17 protein-coding genes are annotated in these 22,071 nt (G+C 68.7%); 7 read left to right on the forward strand and 10 right to left on the reverse strand.

Annotation, left to right across the window (positions count from 1 at the left end; all coding sequences use genetic code 11):
* Entirely contained in the window at positions 1 to 2,109 is a 2,109-nt protein-coding gene (locus Rhe02_RS29670; protein WP_203911697.1) for a M14 family zinc carboxypeptidase, read from the forward strand.
* Between the two features lie 68 nt (positions 2,110 to 2,177).
* Here Rhe02_RS29670 and Rhe02_RS29675 read toward each other — a convergent pair whose 3' ends face one another.
* Genes Rhe02_RS29675 through Rhe02_RS29690 form a run of 4 tightly spaced genes read right to left on the reverse strand, consistent with a single transcriptional unit; the run spans position 2,178 to position 6,013 of the window.
* Positions 2,178 to 3,683 carry a class I SAM-dependent methyltransferase gene (locus tag Rhe02_RS29675; protein WP_203911698.1) on the reverse strand — a complete coding sequence of 502 codons (1,506 nt, stop codon included), beginning with the start codon at positions 3,681 to 3,683 and terminating at the stop codon, positions 2,178 to 2,180.
* A gap of 1 nt (position 3,684) precedes the next feature.
* Positions 3,685 to 4,368, reverse strand: coding sequence for a CE1759 family FMN reductase (locus tag Rhe02_RS29680; protein WP_203911699.1), 684 nt, complete (start codon positions 4,366 to 4,368; stop codon positions 3,685 to 3,687).
* Complete coding sequence (locus Rhe02_RS29685; protein WP_203911700.1) at positions 4,365 to 4,829, reverse strand: MarR family winged helix-turn-helix transcriptional regulator; 465 nt, start codon at positions 4,827 to 4,829, stop codon at positions 4,365 to 4,367. Before Rhe02_RS29685 ends, Rhe02_RS29680 begins: the two co-directional genes overlap by 4 nt.
* Positions 4,826 to 6,013 (reverse strand): LLM class flavin-dependent oxidoreductase, encoded by a 1,188-nt coding sequence (locus Rhe02_RS29690; protein WP_203911701.1) that lies wholly within the window; start codon positions 6,011 to 6,013, stop codon positions 4,826 to 4,828. The genes Rhe02_RS29685 and Rhe02_RS29690 overlap by 4 nt, the downstream gene beginning before the upstream one ends.
* 180 nt (positions 6,014 to 6,193) lie before the next feature.
* On the opposite strand from Rhe02_RS29690, the gene Rhe02_RS29695 reads away from it, so the two are divergent.
* Both Rhe02_RS29695 and Rhe02_RS29700 read left to right on the forward strand, forming a co-directional pair.
* A complete protein-coding gene (locus Rhe02_RS29695; RefSeq protein ID WP_203911702.1) occupies positions 6,194 to 7,666 on the forward strand; it encodes an aldehyde dehydrogenase family protein in 1,473 nt (490 codons plus the stop codon).
* Positions 7,663 to 9,441 (forward strand): thiamine pyrophosphate-binding protein, encoded by a 1,779-nt coding sequence (locus tag Rhe02_RS29700; protein ID WP_203911703.1) that lies wholly within the window; start codon positions 7,663 to 7,665, stop codon positions 9,439 to 9,441. The genes Rhe02_RS29695 and Rhe02_RS29700 overlap by 4 nt, the downstream gene beginning before the upstream one ends.
* Positions 9,442 to 9,539: 98 nt before the next feature.
* Here the strand turns inward: Rhe02_RS29700 and Rhe02_RS29705 are convergent, their stop codons facing one another.
* Complete coding sequence (locus Rhe02_RS29705; protein ID WP_203911704.1) at positions 9,540 to 12,308, reverse strand: TIM barrel protein; 2,769 nt, start codon at positions 12,306 to 12,308, stop codon at positions 9,540 to 9,542.
* 117 nt (positions 12,309 to 12,425) lie between these two features.
* On the opposite strand from Rhe02_RS29705, the gene Rhe02_RS29710 reads away from it, so the two are divergent.
* Positions 12,426 to 13,079 carry a TetR/AcrR family transcriptional regulator gene (locus Rhe02_RS29710; RefSeq protein WP_239124128.1) on the forward strand — a complete coding sequence of 218 codons (654 nt, stop codon included), beginning with the start codon at positions 12,426 to 12,428 and terminating at the stop codon, positions 13,077 to 13,079.
* Here the strand turns inward: Rhe02_RS29710 and Rhe02_RS29715 are convergent.
* From Rhe02_RS29715 to Rhe02_RS29725, 3 genes are all read right to left on the reverse strand, one after another.
* The gene (locus Rhe02_RS29715; RefSeq protein ID WP_203911706.1) at positions 13,076 to 13,885 is read right to left on the reverse strand and encodes a citryl-CoA lyase; all 810 of its coding nucleotides are present in this window, start codon (positions 13,883 to 13,885) and stop codon (positions 13,076 to 13,078) included. The two genes, Rhe02_RS29710 and Rhe02_RS29715, sit on opposite strands and share 4 nt — an antisense overlap.
* The gene (locus Rhe02_RS29720) at positions 13,885 to 15,108 is read right to left on the reverse strand and encodes a CaiB/BaiF CoA transferase family protein (RefSeq protein WP_203911707.1); all 1,224 of its coding nucleotides are present in this window, start codon (positions 15,106 to 15,108) and stop codon (positions 13,885 to 13,887) included. The genes Rhe02_RS29715 and Rhe02_RS29720 overlap by 1 nt, the downstream gene beginning before the upstream one ends.
* 123 nt (positions 15,109 to 15,231) lie before the next feature.
* Positions 15,232 to 16,287, reverse strand: coding sequence for a hypothetical protein (locus Rhe02_RS29725; protein WP_203911708.1), 1,056 nt, complete (start codon positions 16,285 to 16,287; stop codon positions 15,232 to 15,234).
* A 75-nt stretch (positions 16,288 to 16,362) separates the two neighbouring features.
* Between Rhe02_RS29725 and Rhe02_RS29730 the strand changes: the two genes are divergently transcribed.
* Both Rhe02_RS29730 and Rhe02_RS29735 read left to right on the forward strand, forming a co-directional pair.
* Positions 16,363 to 17,448, forward strand: a complete 1,086-nt coding sequence (locus Rhe02_RS29730) for an S-(hydroxymethyl)mycothiol dehydrogenase (RefSeq protein ID WP_203911709.1) — start codon at positions 16,363 to 16,365, stop codon at positions 17,446 to 17,448.
* Positions 17,445 to 18,074, forward strand: coding sequence for an MBL fold metallo-hydrolase (locus tag Rhe02_RS29735; protein ID WP_203911710.1), 630 nt, complete (start codon positions 17,445 to 17,447; stop codon positions 18,072 to 18,074). Before Rhe02_RS29730 ends, Rhe02_RS29735 begins: the two co-directional genes overlap by 4 nt.
* A 5-nt stretch (positions 18,075 to 18,079) precedes the next feature.
* On the opposite strand, the gene Rhe02_RS29740 is transcribed toward Rhe02_RS29735, so the two are convergent.
* On the reverse strand, positions 18,080 to 18,967 hold the full coding sequence (locus Rhe02_RS29740) for a GIY-YIG nuclease family protein (RefSeq protein ID WP_203911711.1): 888 nt from the start codon (positions 18,965 to 18,967) through the stop codon (positions 18,080 to 18,082).
* Positions 18,968 to 19,105: 138 nt separating this feature from the next.
* Here Rhe02_RS29740 and Rhe02_RS29745 point away from each other — a divergent pair, with 138 nt between their 5' ends.
* Positions 19,106 to 21,529 carry a DUF7617 domain-containing protein gene (locus Rhe02_RS29745; RefSeq protein WP_203911712.1) on the forward strand — a complete coding sequence of 808 codons (2,424 nt, stop codon included), beginning with the start codon at positions 19,106 to 19,108 and terminating at the stop codon, positions 21,527 to 21,529.
* 19 nt (positions 21,530 to 21,548) lie between these two features.
* Here Rhe02_RS29745 and Rhe02_RS29750 read toward each other — a convergent pair whose 3' ends face one another.
* The gene (locus Rhe02_RS29750; protein WP_203911713.1) at positions 21,549 to 21,995 is read right to left on the reverse strand and encodes a MarR family winged helix-turn-helix transcriptional regulator; all 447 of its coding nucleotides are present in this window, start codon (positions 21,993 to 21,995) and stop codon (positions 21,549 to 21,551) included.
* Positions 21,996 to 22,071: the final 76 nt, after the last annotated feature.

Genomic DNA, 22,071 nt, shown 5'->3' on the forward strand with positions numbered 1-22,071 from the left:
ATGAGATTTCGGCAGGCATTGACGGCATTCGGCTCCACCGCGCTGACTGTCATCCTCTCCATCGCCGCCGGCGGCTCGGCCAACGCGGCCGTCGATCCCCAGCAGGTGCAAGGTTTGCGGGTCACCCCGGGCGAAGGGTTCGCCACCTTGGCCTGGACACCCGTGGCCGGGGCCACCGACTACCAGATCGAGCGCGCGCCGGTGGATGCGGCCGACACCGCCACCGGACCAGCGGTGATCACCGGTGTGTGGCGGCCCAACCGTCAGGTTCACCAAGACCGGCCCACCTTCGCCGACGCCGGCTTCAATCCGGGTGACCGGTTGCGGTGGCGGGTGCGGGCCCGGCTCGGGTCCGTGGAAGAACCCTTTTCCGAGGCCGTCTTCGCCACCACTGCGGCGCCGTGGGGCGACCCGGGCGTGCCGGGCGAAAGCCTTCGTACCCAATGGGAAATGACCCAAGCGGCCGAGTTCACCAGCGACACCAGCGAATACGCCTACACCGCCGCGATCGATGAGCTTAGCGATCGGGTGCGGGTCGTCGAAATCGGACGCACCGTGCTGGGCCGGCCGATCAACATGTTTGTCATCGGGTACCCAGCACCGCCGAGCACGGCGGCCGCCGTCGCCGCGACCTTCCCGCTGGCCATCAACTGCAACGTGCACGGCAACGAACCCGGCAACCGGGAGAGCTGCCTGATCCTGGCGCGCCGGCTCGCTTTCGCCGGCGACGCCAGAACGATCGACCTGCTGAGCCACACCACGATGCTCATTGTCCCGTCCATCAACGGCGACGGCCGCGCGGCCAACACCCGCGGCAACTCCACCGGCCAGGATCTCAACCGCGACTACTCGCTGATCCGTCAGCCGGAAACCTTTGCCTACGTGGCGATGCTGCGCGACTACCGGCCGGTGGCAAGCTTCGACGGGCACGAGTTCGGCAACAGCAGCGCCGGTGATCTGCCGACGCTGCCGCCACGCCACCAGAACGTGGCCCAGTCCATATTCGACCAATCCCAGGACATGATCATCAATCGCCTGTATGAGCGCGGCGCCGCCGACGGCTGGTGGCCCTGCCCCTACGGCTGCGCCAACGGCGGAAACGTGGGGCTGAGCGAGGAGACGATTCTGCGCAACACCCTGGGCCTGAAGAATGTCACCAACTCGCTGCTGGAGCTGCGCGCTGCGGGCGGCCCCACCCGTCCCGACGAGGGCGCGGCGGCCAACAACCGGCGGCGCAAGACTTACTCGTCGCTGTGGACGTTCAACGAATTCCTCGACTATCACCGCGCCAGCCTGGCCGCCATCAGGCTGTCGCGTACGGCGGCGGTCGGTTTCCAGGTCGCCAACACCGGCCGGATCGTGTTCCGCGGTTCCCGGCCGATCCCGGCTTTCCCGGCCCCCCATCCCGGGGAAAGCCCGCCACCGCTTGACGCCCCGGCTCAGGACGCGATCCTCGACGATCCGCCGTGCGCCTATAAGCTCACCCAGGAGCAGTATCTCGGGGTACGAAGCGACGGCCCGGCCGGCATGGTCACCACCGCGGCGCAGCGCATCGCCGCGCACGGCTGGAAGGTGATCGCCGTATCCGATGGATACGTGATCCCGCTGGCGCAGCCGGAGCGCGGCCTGATCCCATTGCTGCTCGACGCCCAAGCCACCGAGGAACTCGTTGGCGCGCAACGGATCCTGCCCACCCTGACCGGCCGGCACAACGGCCCGCTCACCATCTCCTCGGGCATCGCGTGCCTGGCCGGCGCGACCGTGAGCGGCCCGGTCACGGTGGCGGCCGGGGCCACCCTGATCGCCACCGGATCCACGTTCTCCGGCCCGGTCACCGCGACCGGGGCAGCGGGCGTCTTCATGGCCGCCAGCACCGTTCGCGGCCCGCTGCGCCTCTCCGGCACCACCCAGGCCGTGCTTATTGCGGCCGCCACGGTCAGCGGCGAGGTGCAGCTGACCGACAACAGCACCGTCAGCGGCGCGGCAATCGTCGCCGGCAACACGGTCAGCGGCCCGCTGCGGTGCAGCGGCAACTCCCCCGCCCCGGTCAACCTCGAGATCGCCAACGCGGTGAGCGGCCCGAAGAACGGCCAGTGCGCCGCATTGTGACACCCAAGGCGGCGGCCGGGATTCCCGGCCGCCGCCTGCGCTAAGGGGTTGAGCGGGCGGCGCCTGCGCTAAGGGTTGAGCGGGCGGCGGGCGATCAGCAGGATGTGGGTCGCCGGCCAGGGCAGTGGGGTGCCGTCGAGGCCGGTCAGGCTGGCCACCGGCGCCAGCCGGTGGTCGACGATCCAATCGTTGCGGCTGGTCCCGGAGGCGGCGTCGAGCTCGAAACCTACCTCGGTGAGCAGAGCGCGCCAGTCGGCTTGGGCCATGCCGCAGAACTGTTCCTGGGTTTCCGACATCCAGTTGTTGGTGTAGTCCTTGCGGGTCAAGAAGTCCATCGCGTCGCCCAGACTCAGCTCGATCGCCTCCTGGCCCACCGGGGAATGGTCGAAGGCGAAGCGGTAGTCGACGGTGAACTGGTCGAAGCGGGCACGCGTCGACAGCCCGTCCAGATAGGCGGCAACCCCGGTGCTCGGCAGCTCGGCCAGGTCGCGGCGTGGGCGCTGCGGGTTGTCGCCGTCGCCGCGTTCCAGGTGCAGCAGCACCCGTCTGTCCCGCTCGTCCGGACCGCAGACATCGCTGTTGATCCAGACGCCGCCGGGCGCAGTGTGATCGAAGATGGCCTGGGCGAAGGCGCGCACCGACTTTCCTTGCTCGCCATAGGACCAGATCTCATGGGTCAGCGCGAAGGTCAGCGTCGTGTCGACCGACCGCGGCGGCAACACCGCGCCGCCGAGCACGTTGCGGTGGTAGAAGAACACGTTGGGGTTGCTGAAAACACCCTGCGACAGCTTGTGCACGCACTCCTCGTAGAGGTGGCGTGCCACCTCGATGCCGATCAGGTCGCTTTCCCGCAACGCCGGCTCCCGGTCGGCCAGCTCCAGCACCGCGCCCGCGCCACAGCCGATGTCCACCACCCTGCCCGGCCGCACGTAGTCGCGCACGGCGGTCCATTTGCGCGTGGCTGCGGCGGCGAAGGCTTCGACATAGATGCGGTAGTTGCGGGTTGCGGTGAGACCGCCCTCGTCGCCCACCACCGGATCGTTGACGGCAGCGTGGATCTGCTCGACGAGCCGATATCTGTCGAAGACATCCACCGTCGCCGGATGCGCCAGCTCCCGCCACCGATCGTCGCCGGCGGCCAGTCGCAGCAACACCTCCCAGGGGCGCTGCGGCGAGGGGTCGAGCGACGCCTCCATGGTCGCGATCTGAAAACCCAGTCGCTCGTAGAGGGCGGCCACCTCCGGCGTGGAACAGGCCACCATCGTGTTGTCGGGAGTCAGCTCTGTACCAGTCGTCACAGCAATGTTCTTGATTGTCACCTCGGCGAACCGGTCGGTCGGCGCCACATCGAAGACCGGCACCACCAGCGAACGCAACCCGGACAGCACGCTGAACCGCTCGATAGCCGCCTCCCGGCGGTTGTACGGCACCGGATTGCGCCGGGTGTTGGCGTGATTCGCCGACGTCACCGCCCACACCATGGTGGCGGACTGCGAACCGGCCAGGGCGCTGAGGTATTCGGCCTGGAACCGGGTGAGCACGTGATGACGGCCGGGAATCAGCACGAACCGCATCTCAGGTGGCCGATCCGCCGGCGGCCAGGCGCATCAGGTCGGAGCCGAAGTCTACGTCCAGCGCGGTTTCCCCGTCGCTCGCGAACTCGTGCCGATAGCTTTGCCAGGACTCGTTGCGGATCTGCTCGGCGAAGCCGCTCTCCATGAGCAGCAACAGCTCGAGCGCCGCCCGGTCGATGCGTTTGTTCAGCGCCGGGTCGCTCCAGTCCTCGGGCGCGGCGAAAAGCGATGTCGGCGCGACGACCGAGCGCAGGTAACCGAACAGCGAGCGCATCTGCTCGTCGACGACGAGGGCGTGCCGCGCCGTCCCTGCGGTGGCCGCGAGCACGACCGGCTTGGCGATAAGCAGATCGTCCTCCAGGGTCTGGAAGAACGAGGTGAACAACCCGCTCGCGCCGGCCTTGTAGACCGGTGTCCCGGCCACGAGGCCATCGGCTTTGCCCAGGGCCGCAACGGCTTCCTGCAGCTTGGGCCCGGCCAGCGAGGTGACGAGGGCGGTGGTGATCTCGGTGGCGAGCTCACGCAACCCGATGAAGTGGGTCTGCACCTCGTTGCCGCGCCGCTGCGCCAGCTCGGTGACGCGCTGGGCCGTTCGCTGCGCCAGCAGTTTGGTCGACGACGGCTCGCTGGTTCCGGCGGTGACGACCACGAGGGTGAAGGTCCGCTTTTCGGCGGTGAGATTCATGGGCCTGATACTTCCTTGTCCTGCGCCGGCCGACGGGCCAGTTTCCCACAGATGATGGCCAGCTGGTGCAGCTCGGCCGGATCCAGCTCAGCGGTGATGGCGCGGGCGACCGAGCGGGCATGCTGACGCCCGATCTGGCGCTGCTTTTCCCGCCCCGACTCGGTGAGCACCAGGTGGACACCTCGGCCGTCGGCCGGGTCGCCGAGGCGGCGCAGCAACCCTCTTTCCACGAGCCGGTCCACCAGCCGTGACAGGGCAGGCTGGCTCAGCAGGACACGGCGGTGAAGCTCGCCTATGCGCACCGGCTGGGCGTTTTTGGCAAGGGTGTACAGCACGTCGTACTCGCGCATGGACAGATCGTGCCAGGTGTCCTCGGCGGCGAACTGCTTGACGAGCCGGGCGTGGGCGGACAGCAGAGCCTCCCACGCCTCGTTGGCCAGCCGGGTTCCGCCGGTTTTCACGGGCTTGGGTAGCGGGCTTGCAGCGCCGGGTCGCTGTCCTGGTAAGGCGACGAGCCGGTCACGTTGTCGCCCCGGTTGGCGTTGGGCCGGGGCTGGCGTGGCGGCTGGTCGCCGTACTTCGCCTCGACCAGGCTGGCGTGGGTGGGCGCCGCGGCCGCCTCGGGGTCGCGTTTGGCGGCCAGCTCCTTGCGCAGGGTCGGCACCACCTCTTCGCCAAGCAGGTCAAGCTGGTTGAGCACGGTCTTCAGCGGCAGGCCGGCGTGGTCGATCAGGAACAGCTGGCGCTGGTAGTCGCCGAAGTGTTCGCGGAAGGTCAGCGTCTTGTCGATGACCTCCTGCGGGCTTCCCACCGACAGCGGCGTGGACTCCATGAAGTCCTCCATCGCCGGGCCGTTGCCGTAGACCGGGGCCTCATTGAAGTAGGGCCGGAACTCCGCGATGGCGTCCTGGGACCGCTTGGCGATGTAGGCCTGCCCGCCGAGCCCGACGATGGCCTGTTTCTCCGTGCCGTGGCCGTGGTGGGCGTAGCGCTGGCGATAGAACCGGATCAGCCGCATGAAGTGTTCCTTCGGCCAGAAGATGTGATTGGCGAAGAAACCGTCGCCGTAGTAGGCGGCCTGTTCGGCGATCTCGGGGGTACGGATCGAGCCGTGCCACACGAACGGAGGCACACAGTCCAGCGGCCGCGGCACCGCGGTGAAGCCCTGTAAAGGAGTGCGGAATTTGCCCTCCCAGTCCACCACGTCGTCGCGCCACAACCTGTGCAGCAGGTTGTAATTTTCCAGCGCCAGCGGCAGGCCCTGGCGGATGTCCTGGCCGAACCACGGGTAGACCGGCGCGGTGTTGCCCCGGCCCAGCATCAGGTCCACCCGGCCCTGCGAGAGGTGCTGCAGCATCGCGTATTCCTCGGCGATGCGCACCGGGTCGTTGGTGGTGATCAGCGTGGTCGCGGTGCTGAGGATTAACCTCTTGGTTCTCGCCGCGATGAACGCCAGCAGCGTCGTCGGTGAGGACGAGAAGAACGGAGGGTTGTGGTGCTCACCGATGGCGAACACGTCCAGTCCTACCTCTTCGGCCTTCTGGGCGATCTGCACCACCGCGTCTATGCGCTCCGCCTCGCTCGGAGTCTGGCCCGAGACCGGGTCACGGGTGATGTCGCTGACCGAAAACACGCCGAATTGCATGCCAAGCCTCTTCCACACCGGTCAAAGTTCATGCGTTTGCATAGAAACCTAACCGATGGGGCGGCCGCCCTATTCCGCGGCGGACAGCTCTTGCTTCCGCGTCCCCGCCGCCCGTATGTTACAGCTAGTCCGTAGAACGGTCCATAAAGTCCACAGAGCGGTTCATACCAGGGGATAGAGATGTATAAAAGCTCCCAAGCCAGCTGCCTGATCGCCGGCAAGTGGATCGCGGACGGGCCGCAGGCCACCCGGGTAGGTCCGTGGGTACGCGAGGTGGTGAGCAGCGCCCGCCAGGCCGACCTGGAAGACGTCCGCATCGCGTGCGACTACGCGCGCGTGGCCGCGAAAGCCGTGGGCCGCATCGCGCCGGCCGGGCGGGCCGTGGTGCTGGAACGCGCAGCCGTGCTGGCGCTGGCCCGGCGCGAAGAGCTCGCCCGGCTGCTGGCACTGGAGCTCGGCAAGCCGCTCAAAGACGGTCTCGGCGAGATCGATCGCGTGGCCGACACGTTCCGCGTCGCCGCCGCCGAGGCCAGGCAGATCAACGGTGAGGTGCTGCCGGTGGCGGGCTGGGCGCGCGGCGTGGGCAACACCGCCTTCACCTATCGCGCGCCGGCCGGGGTGGCGCTGGCCATCACGCCCTTCAACGCGCCCGCGAACCTGCTCGCCCACAAGCTCGCCGCGTCGTTCGCGGCCGGAAACACCACCATCGTCAAGCCACCGCCACAGGCGCCGGCCGCTTCCACCGCGCTGGTCGAGCTCATGCTGGAGGCGGGCCTGCCGGTCGAGGCCGTCCAGGTGCTCCACGGCGGTGCCGACGTCGGCGCGAAGCTTTGCGCCGCACCCGAAGTCGCCGTGATCAGCTTTACCGGCAGCGTGGCCACCGGCGCGGCGGTGGCCCGCGCCGCGGGCGCCAAGCGGCTGGTGCTGGAGCTGGGCGGCAACGCGGCCACGCTGGTCTGCGAGGACGCCGATATCGGTTACGCGGCAAGGGTTTGCGCGCGTACAGGGTACAGCAACTCGGGCCAGAGCTGTATCTCGGTGCAGCGGGTTTACGTGCAGCGCTCGCGCTACGACGAGTTCGTCGAGGCTTTCACCCGTGAGGTGAAGCTGCTCGTTGTCGGCGACCCGCTCGACCCGGCCACCGACATCGGGTCGATGGTGGACGACGACGCCGCTGAGCGGGTCGTGCGGTGGACCGCGCAGGCTCAGGCCGCCGGGGCCACCGTCACCACCGGCGGCCGCCGCGACGGCGCCACTGTGCTGCCGATCGTCATCGCCGACCCGCCCGCCGACGCCGCGGTGGTGACCGAGGAAGTCTTCGGCGCGCTGGTCAGCGTCTCGCCCTACGACGACTTCGACGACGCGATCGCCATGTGCAACCAGAGCCGGTACGGGCTGCAGGCCGGCCTGTTCACCCACGACATCCGCCGCATCGTGGCCGCCTGGCGCGACCTGGAGGTCGGCGGCCTGGTCGTCGGGGGCTCATCGAACTTCCGGCTCGACCACGTCCCCTTCGGCGGGGTCAAGGAATCCGGCTTCGGCCGCGAGTCGCCCCGCTACATGATCGAGGACTATACGACCGTGAAAACCCTTATGCTGCGCGACATCTCGTTGTGGGGCTCAATGCCGGAGAACCTGAAGGGACAGCAATGACTCTCGACCACCTGGCCAGAACCGACGCCGAACTCGCGCCAGCCGCGACGACAACGGGCGCCGAAGCGCTGGTGGCCCAGCTGGAGTCCTATGGCGTGGAGTACATCTTCGGGCTGTGCGGACACACCAACATCGCCCTGCTCGATGCGTTGAGCCGCAGCAGCATCCGCTTCGTCATCAGCCGCCACGAGCAGACCGCGGCCCACGCCGCCGACGGCTATGCCCGCGTCACCGGCAAGCCCGCAGTGCTGCTGACCCACGTCGGGCCGGGCCTGACCAACGCCGCCACCGGGGTCATGACGGCAGCGCTGGACTCGGTGCCGATGATCGTCATTTCCGGCGACATCCCTTCGTACTACTACGGACGCCACCCGCATCAGGAGATCAACCTGCATACCGACGCCGACCAGGCCGCGGTCTTCCGCCCCTTCGTCAAACGGGCCTGGCAGGTGCATCGGGTGGCGGATCTGGCCCGGTTCACCGAGCGTGCCTTCTGGACAGCGACCTCAGGCCGCCCCGGTGCCGTTCTGCTGAACGTGCCGATGGACCATTTCTCTCGTCGGGTACCGGTGGTGAGCTACCCGCTGCCGGAAGACGCCGGCCTGCCGGCGCTGCCCGTGCCGGTGGCGCAACGCATCGCCGCCGCGCTGCTGGGGGCGCAACGCCCACTGATCTATCTTGGCGGCGGGCTGCGCCGCGACACGGGCCTGCACGCGCTGCGCCGGCTCATCGAGCACCTGGACATCCCGGTGGCCCACTCGCTGATGGCCAAGGGCGCGCTGCCCGACGAGCACCCGCTGGTCCTTGGCATGCCTGGTTTCTGGGGCCTGGAGCTGACCAACGAGACCACCCGCGACGCCGATGTGGTGCTCGCCCTGGCCACCCGCTTCGCCGAGACCGATGCGAGCTCGTGGGACCGGCGCTACACGTGGCAGTTCCCGCCGAGCCGGCTGATCCAGATCGACATCGATCCGGCCGAGATCGGCCGCAACTATCCCGTCGAGATCGGCGCGGTGGCCGACGTGAACCAAGCCGTGCAAGCGATCGCCGACGCCGTGCTGGCCGCCCAGCCCGAGCCGGTTTCCCGGCCGCGGCTGCGGGAGCAGATCGCGATCTCACGCTCGGCGCTCTACGCGAGCAGCCGCGAACGCGGTCGCAGCGACCAATTTCCGCTTCGCCCGGAGCGAATCCTCACCGATCTGCGGGAGGCGCTGCCCAGCGACGCGGTTCTGGTCACCGATGTGGGATGGAACAAGAACGGCGTCGCCCAGTGCTATGAGCTGCCACCGGACGGCCGTTTCATCACCCCCGGCGGTGCTTCCACCATGGGCTTCGGCCCGGCCGCGGCGGTGGGCGTGCAGATCGCCCAGCCCGATCGCACGGTGGTGGCCCTGGTCGGCGACGGCGGGATGAGCGCCCAGCTGCCGGCGGTGCCGATGGCCGTGGAACAGGGCGCACCGGTCATCTTCGTGGTGATGAACAACCGGGCTCACGGCACCATCTCGGATCTGCAAGCGGCCAACTTCGGCGCCAGCTTCGGCTGCGACTTCCTCGGCCCGGACGGTTTGCCCTACAGCCCGGACTTCGCCGCCTTCGGGCGAGCCTGCGGCGCGGACGGGTACACAGTGGACAGTGTGGACCAGCTCGGCGTGGCGTTGCGCGCGGCGGTGGCGGCACGCCGCCCGGCGGTCATCGACGTTCCGATGGTCAACGAGCCCGTCCCGACGCCGGGCCACTGGAACATCAAGGACATCTACCACGGCTTGTTCGAGTGACCCGCGGTCGCCCCCGGCAATGACGCCGGGGGCGACCGCGTCGCCAGACCCAGAAGGCCGCGCGGAGGGCATCCCGCGCGGCCTTCGCTCAATGGCGGCTATTGGGCTGCGTTTGCTTGCACGCGGTCGAGGTGGGCGCGGGTGGCGGCGATCGCCAGCCGGGCGTGTTCCTTGGCGCCGACCTGTGCCACGTGCGTGGCGCGTGGAATCTCTAGGGCGTAAGGGATCCCGGCGGGAAGCGCGGCAAGAATGCCGGGCACGTCGATGCCACCCTCGCCGGGGAAGAGGCGCTCGAACCGCGCGGTGTGGATGAGACCCTCGTTCGTGGTCGGTACGGCGGCCGGCGCATCGCAGACATGGGCGAAGTGGAACCAGTGCGCGGGAAGTTCCCGAAGCTGGGCCACGCTCGAGCCGGAGCGGGCGAAATGCAGCAGGTCCACCAGGATCCCCGCGTTGGGCTGATCGGCCGCGCGCAGCACCCGCGCCGCCTCCCCCAGGTCCGGCGTCTCCGTCCACGACGGGAACTCCAGATCGACGGTCAGGCCGAGCGGCCGGGCCATCTCGCACAGCTGGGCGTACCGATCGATCTTGCGGGCCCGGTCGGGGTCGGGCAGTTGCGCGATGACATGGCGCGCACCGAGTTCGGCCCCCGCCTCCAGGAAACGCTGGAAGTCGCGCGGGTCTTCGAAGGGGCTGATCCGGGCCAGCTCGATGTCGAGAACCTCGATGCCGGTGGCGGCCAGCCGCACCTTGGTGGTGCGCATCAACGCCGGATCGGTGGCCAGCGGGTAGTGCGGTTCCTGCATGGTGACCCGGGTCAGGCGCAGCCCCACGTACCGGTATCCGGCGTCGGCCGCGGCCTCCACCAGTTCCGGCGGGGAAAGGCTGAGCGCGGTCAGGTGGGCCAGCGAGTAGTCGTGCCGAACCCCGTCGCGCGGCTGCGGGGTGTCCCGCAGCGTGATGAGGCGGCGCTGCCGATGGGCGGCCATGCGCACCGGTGCGCTGTTGGCGGCCCCGTAACCGGTGTAGCCGTCGATGCGCTGCACCACTTCGAAGAAGAGCCGCGAGCCGAGCATCTCGGTGTGGAAATGCAGGTATTCCCCGCGCTCGTCACGGTCGTAGAGGATCGAGTTCTCGCGCATCGCGGTTAGCAGATCCGGCGGCAGGTCGAGCCGGGCTTCGAGGTCGTCGTAATAGTTGGCGGGGATGGCCAGCACCGGTGCGCCCAGCGCGCGCATGGCTTTGGCGCTGGCGATCGCATCATCGCTGGCGAAGGCGATGTGCTGCGGGCTCGGCACGGCCGGGGCCCAGTCCCCGCGGCGCAGCGGCGCGGTGTTGAAGGTGATCCGGATCCGGCCGGAGGCGTCGCTGGCGGCCCGGCTGCGGATCAGCCCGAACGGCGCGGCCACCTCGGTGGTGCCTTCCGAGTGCAGGCCCAGCACCGAGCGGTAGAAGAGCGCCACCTGATCGAAGTCGTCGATGGACTCGGTGAGCGAGAGGTGGTCGGTCGCGGTCACCAGGCCGTCGCTGCGGACTTCAGCGCCGGTCGCCGCGAAGTCGGCCCGCCAGCCGCTGGCCTCCGAACCGTTGCGGCAGAAGAAGACCGCGGTGCCGTCCGGCGCCGCCACCGAGCTCAGCTCGGCCTCGTCGGGCTGGCGGTTGCGCGGCAGGACCGGAGCGGCCAGCCGATCGGCGCGCTGGGTCGACGCCGCGGGATCGGTGCTCTCCACGGCCAGCGCGCAGATGGCCGCCGTCCCGGGCGGAACTGTCCTTTGTGGAGCAAAGTTCAGCAGGATCTGCGCCTTGCCCTGCTGCCACAGCTGCACCGGCTTGGACCTGTGCTGCCCGGTGTGCGCGAACCCAAGCGCGGCAAGGGTGCGCGCCACCACCGGGCCGGAAACCTCGTCGACGGCAAGCTCGGTGAAGACATACCCGCCCAGCGCGGGCGCGGGTGGCAGGTCGGCTATCCGCACGCGCTCGCGTACCTGCGCCGGACCGCGGGTGCTGACCGACTCCTGCAAACCCAGGAGGGAACGCATTCCGTCGATGGCGGCATGGCGCGGGTCGGCCTGCCGGTAGACGTCGTTGAAGACCTCAAGCGAGAGCGGTCCGTCGTATCCGGTGGTGAGCACGTGACCGACGAACCCGCTCAGGTCGAACGAGCCGAGACCGGGAAACAGCCGGTGATGGCGGCTCCACTCCACCACGTCCATCTTCAGCCGGGGCGCGTCGGCCAGCTGCAGGAGAAACACCTTCGACCCCGGCACCACCCGGATGCCCGCCGGATCCTCGCCGCGCGAAAGCACATGGAAGCTGTCCAGGCACAGCCCCAGCGCGGGATGGTTGGCGTGCCGCACGATCCGCCACGCATGCGGGTAGGTGTTGACGAAACGGCCCCAGGCCAAGGGCTCGTACGCGATGCGCAGACCGCGCCGGTGCGCCCGGTCGGCCAGCTCGTGCAGTTGCTCGGCGGCCAGGTCGTCATCGTCCACACAGTCCGCCGACTCCGACGAGCACACCAGCAGCGTCTGCGCCCCCAGCTGTTCCAGCAGGTCGAACTTGCGCTCGGCCCGGCGCAGGTTGGCCCGCAGCACATCGGGCGCCACCGCCTCGAAGTCGCGGAACGGCTGATAGGCCACGATGGACAGACCTCGGCGCGCGCACTCCTGGCCCACCCGCTGCGGCGACCACGGCGACGCGATGAGGTCGTTTTCGAAGACTTCGACCCCGTGAAAGCCGGCTGCCGCGGCGGCGGCCAGCTTGTCCTCCAGCGTTCCCGACAGGCAGACGGTCGCGATGGCCAGGCGTGGGGTGACGCCCAGAGGTGCGGCCAAGGGTGTGGTGGTGCCCAGTTCGGCGGTGAGCATGGGGACCTCTGCCTTCCTGACGTTCGCATGAACGTACCAGATAGTTACTTATACACCGCACGGAACTGGCTGGGAAGACTTGGCTACAGTAGGTGTCGATGTGAGGGGGTAGCGCCGTTGGCCGCACAGTCAACCGGGGTCGCCGTGCAGCCTGCTGTCCGCGATGCCGACCGCACCAGGGCCGAGATCCTGGCGGTCGCCACCCACGAGTTCGCCGACAAGGGATACGCGGGCGCTCGCGTGGACGAGATCGCCGCGAAGACCCGCACCACCAAGCGAATGATCTATTACTACTTCGGCGGCAAGGAGAAGCTCTACATTGCTGTCCTGGAGCGGGCCTACACCGGGATCCGCGCCCTGGAACAACAGGTCGATGTGGACCACCTCGACCCGGCCGAGGCCATCGCCCAGTTGGCGGCGCTGACCTTCGACCACCACGAGGCCAATCCCGACTTCATCCGGCTGGTCAGCATCGAGAACATCCATCGCGCCCAGCACCTTGCCCGCTCGGAGATCCTGCCCGGTCTGGCCGGCCCGGCCCTGGACGTGCTGACGCGCATCCTGGAGCGTGGCCGGGCGGAAGGCCGCTTCCGCAACGATGTCGACGCCATCGACGTGCACATGATGATCAGCGCGTTCTGCGTTTTCCGAACCGCCAACCGGTACACCTTCAAGGCAATCTTCGGCAGGGACATGCTCGATCCGGCGCGCCGGGACCAATACCGGCGGATGCTCGGCGAGCTGATCCTGGAATATCTCACCGTGCGCTAACCCGGCGGCCGGCTTGCGCTGTCCACATAGGTCGGCAGGATCGACGGCGGCATGGGACCCTTGTTGCGCCTGCCCTGGGTGCTTTCCTCCCACGCGTGGGCCAGGATGCCGACGCTTCGGCTCAGCACGAACAGTCCGCGCGCAAGCGGCGCGGGGAAGCCCAGCTCGGCGTAGATGACCGCGGTCGCGCCGTCGATGTTCATCGGCACAGGCTTTGTCCGGCCTTGGTTGAGCAACGTCTCCACCGCCCGCGCCGCGCGCACATGTTGCCCGGCCACCACTCCCGCCGCCACCGCCCGGTCGACCAGCTCGAGCAGCGGGGCGCGGCGCGGGTCGACCGGGTGGAAGCGATGCCCGAACCCGGGCAGGTACCGCGACTTCGCCTGCCACGCCTCAACCACGACAGCCACCGCGGCGTCGAAGTCCTCCCCCGCCGCCTGGCGCGCCACTATCTCGTCGAGCAGCTCGACGCACTGTTCTCCAGCGCCGCCATGCACATCGCCAAGCGCGTTCACGGCCGAGGCCATGGCGTTGTTGAGGCCGACACCGCAGGTGACCGTCATCCGGGCGATCGCGATCGACGGCGCCTGGGGGCCGTGGTCGACCGAGGCGACCATCGCCGCCTCCAAAAGCGCCGCCTGCCGCGGATCGGGCATCGCCCCGCGGGTCAGCAGCCAGATCGTGGAGACCAGCCCGGTCGAGCCAATCAGCTCCCCGACCGGCACGCCGCGCAGCTCCACCACGCCGGGCTCCATCCGGCAGATGCTGTTGCCCCACCAATCCGCGACATCCGAAACGGTAACCATCAGCTCGGCTCCTCCTCGGCCAGCGCGGCCGCTACGGAAAGGGGGGTGCGCAAGGCGAGCCGGTCAGCGATCAGCGCCTCGATCTGCTGGTTGTGCTCGCCCAGCCGCGGCGGGGGCCCGGTCGGGCGCAGTGGCTCGCCATCGAGCAGCACGCCGTTTCCGGTCACCCGCAAGGTTCGGCCGGCATCACCGGGGAACCCGAGATCGGTGAAGAACCCGCGATGCTCCAGCTGCGGCAGCTCCACGGCCTGGGTCACCGAAAGAATCCGCGCCGCGGGCACGCCCAGCGCCGGCAGGATCTGCTCCCATTGCGCCGCTGTGCGGGCCCGCAGCGCCTTGTTCAGCTCCAGATCGAGGGCCTCCCGGTGACATTTGCGCGCCTCCGCGTCGGCGAAGCGCGGATCGTCGATCAGATCCGAACGCTCGACCACGCGGCACAGGGTCTCGAACTGGCTCTGCCGGTTGGCCGCGATGTTGAGCTGGCCGTCGGCGGTGTCGAACGTCCCGGACGGGGCCGCGGTGGCGTTCTGCCGTCCCATCGGCGCCGGTGCGACCCCGCTGATGAGGTAATGCGTTGCGGCCCAACCCATCGCGGACATCGAGGCCTCAAGCATCGAGACGTCGATGAGGCAGCCCTCGCCGGTGCGCTCCCGCCCGGCCAGCGCGGCGGTGATCGCCAAGGCCGCCATCAGCCCGCCGATGGTGTCGCACACCGGGAAGCCGACTCGCAAAGGAGCTGTCTGGGGGGTACCGGTGATGCTCATCATCCCCGACAGCCCCTGGATGATCTGGTCATAGGCGGGCGCCTGGCTCATCGGGCCGGTCTGGCCGAAACCGGTGATGGCGCAATAGACCAGCATCGGATTCAGCTCGCGCAAACGGTCCCAGCCGAAACCGAGCCGCCCGAGCACACCGGCCCGAAAGTTTTCCACCACCACGTCCGCCCCGCGGACCAGCTCCTCGAAGACGGTCGCGTCCCGGTCGTCCTTGAGGTTGAGCTCGATGGACTTCTTGCCCGCGTTCTGCGCGAGGAAGGACGCGCCCATGCCCGCGCGATTCAGCTCCGCATCCGGGCCCAGCCGGCGGGCCAGGTCACCGGAGTCCGGGACCTCGATCTTCACCACTTCGGCGCCGTAGAGCATGAGCTGGTAACTGCAGTAGGGCCCGGCCAGCACGTTGGTGAGGTCGAGCACCCGAATGCCGCGCAACGGTTGGGTGGGCATCCGCTTACTCCTTATCCAGCCTCGACGGTCCACCGGTTGCTGGTTCGTGAGGCAGGCCGTACATTACACGCACGCCGCACAGCGGTCCAGATGTACCGCTAGGTGGTCCGTCGAGAGATGGGGTCAGGAGCGTCTCGGCACGTTCGCGGGCCAGAACTCCAGGTACGAGGGCAGCCCGGCCTCGTCTTCGAACGCGACATAGCCGACGACCCCGCCGAACTGCCAGCGATCGATGGGCAGTCTCGCGCTGTGCTTCGGCGGGCCGAACCGCTCGTGGGTGGCGCGCCGATCGTCGGCGAACGAAAACCCGTACGGCAGCGGCAGTTCCAGTGCCAGCTCGGGAGTCGGCCGGCGGTACTTGGCCGAGTACAGCCACCATCCGCTGGCGGCGTCGAGGTAGAAGGTGAGGGTCACGTTGGCCAATGGCGACTGCAGGCGCACCTCGCCCGTCCCGGTGTCGAGCTCGGCCACCGCGGCTTCCGGCTCGGGCAAGCCCAGCTGTGCCAGCAAACCCCGCAGCGGCTCGTCGGCCAGGCCCAGGCCGACCACGGCCGCGGCGTGCTCTCCGGTGTCCACCTGCGCGGGTTCGGGGCGCGGGGTAAACGGCTGGTAGGTGCGGTACAGGCGGTCGTGCAGCAGGACCGGATCCACCGCCAGCGGTGGCTTGACCAGCTGGTCGCGGCTGCGGGCGGAAAGCTCGAGCCCGTGTCGCTCGCAGAACTCCACAATCTCGGCGAAGTACTCCGCTTCCTCTTCCTCGTCGTAACCCAGCCAGTCGAAGACCATGGCCTCGACCAGGGTCGCCCCCTCCGGCGTGTCGAACTGGCCCTCGGTGTCGAGTTTCAGGATCGCCGGGCGGCCGGTCGCCGGCTCGTCGGGATGCAGCCAGTAGCCGAACAGGTCGCCGTTGAAGCCGTCCACCACCACAGCCGCGTGCGCCAGCACCTCGTCCATGGCGCGGCCGTTGGCGACCTGCCCGGGGTTGTCGTGCCCGCGATAGCGCGGATCCTGCAGCGAATGCAGCTCACCGGGTGCGAGCACGCGCACCTCGGCGAAGGGCTGCACCGAGTCCGGCCCGTGCAGCAGCCCGTCGAGTTGCAGCTCGACGAGGCGTCGCAGGTCCTGCGGTATGGCGCTGCCTTTTAGGCGACCGTCGAGATAGTCTTCCACCCGGCCCATAACACTCCCTTGTCGACCCGGCACCAAGCCGGAGCCGACCCTAGCAACACCAAGCAATGTGCGGAGGAGACCATCGTGGCTCATGAGGTAAGCGGAGTCGTCGCCAGGAGCAAGAACGCCCCGGTCAGCCTCGAGACGATCCTGGTACCCGATCCCGGGCCGGGCGAGGCGCTGGTCAAGGTGCAGGCATGCGGGGTGTGCCACACCGATCTGCACTACCGCGAGGGCGGCATCAACGACGACTTCCCCTTCCTGCTCGGTCACGAGGCAGCCGGAATCGTCGAGGCGGTCGGGCCCGGAGTGACCGATGTCGAGCCGGGCGACTATGTCATCCTCAACTGGCGGGCCGTCTGCGGCAACTGCCGCGCCTGCCGCAAAGGCAAGCCGTGGTACTGCTTCGCGACGCACAACGCCCAGCAGAGGATGACCCTCGAGGACGGCACCGTGCTGTCCCCGGCGCTGGGCATCGGGGCCTTCGCGGAGAAGACCCTCGTCGCCGCGGGCCAGTGCACCAAAGTGGACCCGGCCGCCGCACCGGCCGTAGCCGGGCTGCTCGGCTGCGGCGTGATGGCCGGGCTCGGCGCGGTGCTCAACACCGGCGCGGTCACCCGCGGCGACAGCGTCGCGGTGATCGGCTGCGGTGGAGTGGGCAACGCCGCCATCGCCGGGGCGAAGCTCGCCGGGGCCACCACCATCATCGGCGTCGACATCGATGAGCGGAAACTCAACTGGGCCAAGCAACTCGGGGCCACCCACACGGTCCGCTCCGGCGATGTCGATGTGGTGGAGGCGATCCGCGAGCTGACCGGAGGGTTCGGGGCCGACGTCGTGGTGGAGGCCGTGGGCCGCCCGGAGACGTACAGGCAGGCGTTCTACGCCAGGGACTTGGCGGGCACCGTGGTGCTGGTCGGCGTACCCACCCCAGAAATGAAGCTGGAGCTTCCCTTGCTTGACGTGTTCGGCCGGGGCGGAGCACTGAAATCCTCTTGGTACGGCGACTGTCTGCCGTCACGCGATTTCCCCATGCTGATTTCGCTTTACCTACAAGGACGGCTAGACCTCGATGCCTTCGTCTCCGAGCGGATCGGCCTGGGCGACATAGAGGAGGCCTTCGCCAAGATGCACCGCGGTGAAGTGCTGCGCTCCGTGGTCGAGCTATGAGCGCGCGTATAGAGCGGGTGGTCACCTCGGGCACGTTCAGTTTGGACGGCGGCACCTGGGAGGTCGACAACAATGTCTGGCTCATCGGTGACGACAGCGAGGTGCTGGTCATCGATGCGGCCCACGACGCGCAAGCCATCGCCGCGGCGGTGGACGGCCGCCGCGTGGTGGCGATCCTGTGCACCCACGCCCACAACGACCACATCGATGCCGCGCCGGCGCTGGCCGCGCTTACCGGCGCGCCGGTGTGGCTGCACTCCAACGATCTGGAGCTGTGGCAGATGACGCACCCGCAGCACAAGCCCGATCGCTTCCTTGGGCACGGCGACACGGTCGAGGTGGCCGGGGTGAGCGGTCAGATCATCCACACTCCGGGCCACGCGCCCGGTGCGGTCTGCCTCTACCTGCCGCGGCTGGCAGCGCTCTTCTCGGGAGACACGCTGTTTCACGGCGGGCCCGGGGCGACCGGCCGGTCGTTCAGCGACTTCCCCACCATCATCGACTCGATCCGCGACCGTTTGCTTGTTCTGCCACCGGAAACCACCGTCTACACCGGACACGGCGACAGCACCACCATCGGCGACGAAGCACCCGACCTTCAGGCCTGGATCGCGCGTGGGCACTAGCGGCTTTATTCCTTTCTGAGCGCTGCGGCCAAAGCCGCGTTGCGTTGCGCGAAGCGAACCCAGTGCGGCGGGGTGAGAGCCACCTTCTCCTTCGCCGCCTGGGCGGTGCAGGAGCGGACCTGCCAGTCGCACAGCCGCCCGGCGACGACCTCGAAGCGCACCAGCGTTTCCTCCGCCCAGCCATAGAAGACCAGGTCCTCCGGCTGGGTTACGGTGACCTGCTGCGCGGCGCAAATCCACTCCAGGGCGGCCAGCTCCAGGTGCAGCCGTTGCGCCCGTTCGAAAGCGAGGTCGGCCGACGCGGCGTCGCGAAGCTGCGCGAGCGCGGCGCGGGCGGCAGCCACCGCCGAGGCTTCCCGATGCAGCACCGCGGACACGGCCGCGAGCATGTCGCCGTGGTGCTGCGGGCCGACCGCCAGCTTTCGGGCCATGTCCCTTTCCGCGCCGGTGAGCCGGGTGCCGGTGTAGGGCAACGGATACAGGCGGTGCAGCGCCGAGACGGCAAGCCGTGCCTTGGTTCCCCCCAGGTAGGGTCCGAAGCCCTGTGTTCCGGCGGCGACCCGGAAGGTGGTCCGCAGGCCCGGCGCGGCAAGCGATGTCGTCAGTTCCAGATAGATCGGCGACTCCGCGCCGCCGGCCACCCGGTTCCACGGCGGCATCGACCGCTCCAAGATGTTGCGCTCCAGCCAGGCCGCTTCGTGCTCGGAGTCGCAGGCCACCACCTCGACCCGGGAAACCTTGCGCACCATGGCCGCCAGATGCCGGCGGTCACGCAGGTCGCCCCAATAGGAGGCCACCCGCCGTTTGAGGTTGACCGCGCGCCCGACGTAGAGCGCCCTTCCGCGCGCATCACGGAACCGGTAAACCCCGGGATCGGCTGGAATCGGCCGCATCCGCGACACGATACTCCTGCGGCCGCCCGCGGCGTCCGATTGCCACGTGAATCGATGAATTGAAAGGCGTTGCCCCGTTAGGGGTATTCACGTGTTCAGATCTTCTATCATTCGCGGATTTGAGATCCTATGGCGTCCATGCGAACTATATCGATCATCGCCACCGGCCTCACCGCCGCACTGGCGCTGGCGGGCGCACCACCCGTATCCGCCCAGGACCAGACCCAGGCGAGCACGATCACGAAGTCCGCCCAGAACGTCACCTCGCCCGGCGCCAGCCCCGCCAATCACGGTGACGTCATCAAATGGGTGCTCGCCTACGGCAACGGCACCTCACCCGGGCCTGCCACCATCACCGACACCCTGCTGGCCGGGCAGAGCTTCGTTCCGGGCTCGCTGACGGTGCCGCCGGGATGGACACCCGCCTGGTCCACCGACGGCAGCACGTTCGTCGGCACCGAACCCGGCTCGGGCGTCGCGGCGGTGCGCGCCACGAACCCCAGCGCTCGCCCAGGCGGCACCAACCTCACCCACTTCCTGCTGCCGCCGGTGCAGACCACGGCGACGCCGACCGGCGGTGACGGCTTCTCCCCCGTGATCTACCGCAGCCCCGAAGGCGCGGTGGAATCGTGGAACATGTACCACCACCTCGTCCCGGCCTCGCCCAAGGTGGTGTGCATCAACCTGCTCACCAACCAGCCCTGCGCGGGCGGCCCGTGGCCACGGCCGGTGAACACCACCGCGGGCCCGCTCGGCTCGGGCAGCACCGGTGACATCCAGAGCACGCTGACGCCCTCCTATGTCATCGACCCGCAGTCTCCGCAGCGCGTCTACTACCCCGGGGTCACTGCCACCACGGTCGGCGTGGGATGCCTGGACATGGCCGCCCGGGCCAACTGCGGCTATGTTGCGCTCGACGACCGGGCCGGACCGCCGAGCGTCCACGGCCTGGAGGGTTTCGTCAAGGTGGGCGGCAGCATCTACGGCGTCTCCGCCTTGGGCGAGGTGCTGTGCATGCAGCTGTCAACGCTGACCCCGTGTGCGGGGCAGCCTTATGCGGCGGTGGTTCCGCCCAGCAACAACTCGCCCGGTGGTTACTATCAAGGCTCGCTGACTGTCGCGAATGGACTCGTTTTCATCTCCTCATCGCCCGCCGGCGGCCCGGCTCGGCTCGGCTGTTTCGACCCCGCGACCGGCGCCGCCTGCACCGGCTGGGCCACCGCCAAGAACGCGGGTCCCGCCGGCAGCACCACCTATGCCGCCTTCACCTCCTACACCACCGGCGGGGTGGCCAATGGCGCCTGCGTTCCGGCCGTGAACAGCGGCCCGCCCGCGGTCACCTGCTTCACGCTCGCCGGGGATCCGCTAGCCGCCCCAACGGGTTTCGGCGCGGTGGCCAATGGCGCGCTGACCTTCAACCCGGAGACGGTGACCGCCCCCAACGGCCACCTGCAAAGCTACTTCCCGTTCTGGGGCGGTGGCCTGGCCGGCGGAACAGGTTGCTATGACTGGACAGCCGCGGCAATCTGCGCCGGATTCCCTTTCCCCAAAACCCATCCCAACGTCAACGGTGGCGCTACCCGCGACTATGGCTACGCCTACGACGAGACCACACAATGCCTGCTGGCCCTTGGCGATGCCGGTTATCTGTTCTCGGTCGATCCGGCCACCGGCGCCACGCCGTGCATCCGCAGCGGGGCCTCGGTCACGCTGACCCCGGGCGCGTTCTACTGCGATGGCGCGGCTCACTCGCAGACCTACACCAACGCGCAGCTGACCAACATCACCCTGGGCAACGTCGACCTCGGCGCGTCCACCGCCGTCGTCACCGATCCCGACCAGAACGTGCTCGCGACGCCGTCGTTCGCGCCGGACGGAACCCTTGACCTGTCCGGGATTTCGGCCATCGCCGAGCCGAGCATCACCGTCAGCGCACAGCTGGTGCTGCTGAGCACGAGCGACTTCGGCGGGGGCAACCAGCCCGCGCTGGTCGTCAACTTCACCGGCGATGCGCCGCAGGTCTGCTTCCGTACCACGCTCAGCAGCACTTGCGCCGTGACGGCGATTTCCAACACGGGCAACGTCGACGATCCCGGCGGCAAGCTGACCTCCAACACGGTGACGCTGCCGATCGCGCCGGGCGAGTCCTGCCGGCCGCAGGTCACCATCAATAAGGAGATCTGCGCTGACACCCGCGCTTCCCGTTGCGGCCCAGGCGGTCCGGGACCATGGGTGAAGAACTCTCCGGCCGGGTTGCTGGGCCTGCTCGGAACCGCCTACTGGCGCATCACGGTGACCAACAGCGGCCCGATCGACGCGCTCAATGTGACCATCAACGATTCGGTGGCGCCCGGCTGTGTCACCGCCGCCGGCACCTTCCTGCTGGCACCCGGCGGTACCAAGCAAATCTATTGCTCTTCGTTCCTTCTCTTGCTGCCCCTGACCAACACGGCCAGCGCCACCTTCAGCGCCGCGAACATGGGTCCGGTCACCACCGCACCCTCGTCGGCGACCGCGTGTTCTCTGGTCTGCATCCTGCTACCCGGTAATCGTCCGGAGTAGAAAGCTCAACCCGCGTCCGTTACGGGCTCTGGTCTTCGGCCAGGGCCCGTTGCATGATGTCGGTGGCATCGGCGATGACGCCCAGCTCGTCGAGGGTGAGCCGGCTGAGCAGCTGGCGCTGGAACTCCTCACCCTGAATGATCATTTCGTCGGTCAGCTTGACTGCCTGCGGAGTCAGCTCGATGAGGCGGACCCGGCGGTCTTTGGGATCCTCGCGGCGGCTGACGTGGTCGCTGGCGACGAGCCGGTCGATGATGCCGGTCATGGTGGCCAGGCTCACCCCCATCGTCTGGGCCAGCTCCTGCCCTCCGCAGGCACCGTTGAGCCGCAGCGCGAAGAGGATCTTCAGCTGTGACATGGTCAGGTTGGCGGAGAAGAACGGGTGCGCGCGGTCACGGGCCATGGCCTCCTGGAACCGGCGCTGGCCTTCCATAATCCGCGCGACTAGCGCTTCCCTGCTGGTCACCGCTGCTCCTGGATTCTCGGCCCCGCGCCGGGTCAGCGTAGCAACTACCCCGGGTAACCCGAAATATTAGGCTAAG

Origin of the sequence: Rhizocola hellebori (assembly GCF_016862955.1) — a bacterium.
GTDB classification, from domain to species: Bacteria; Actinomycetota; Actinomycetes; order Mycobacteriales; family Micromonosporaceae; genus Rhizocola; species Rhizocola hellebori.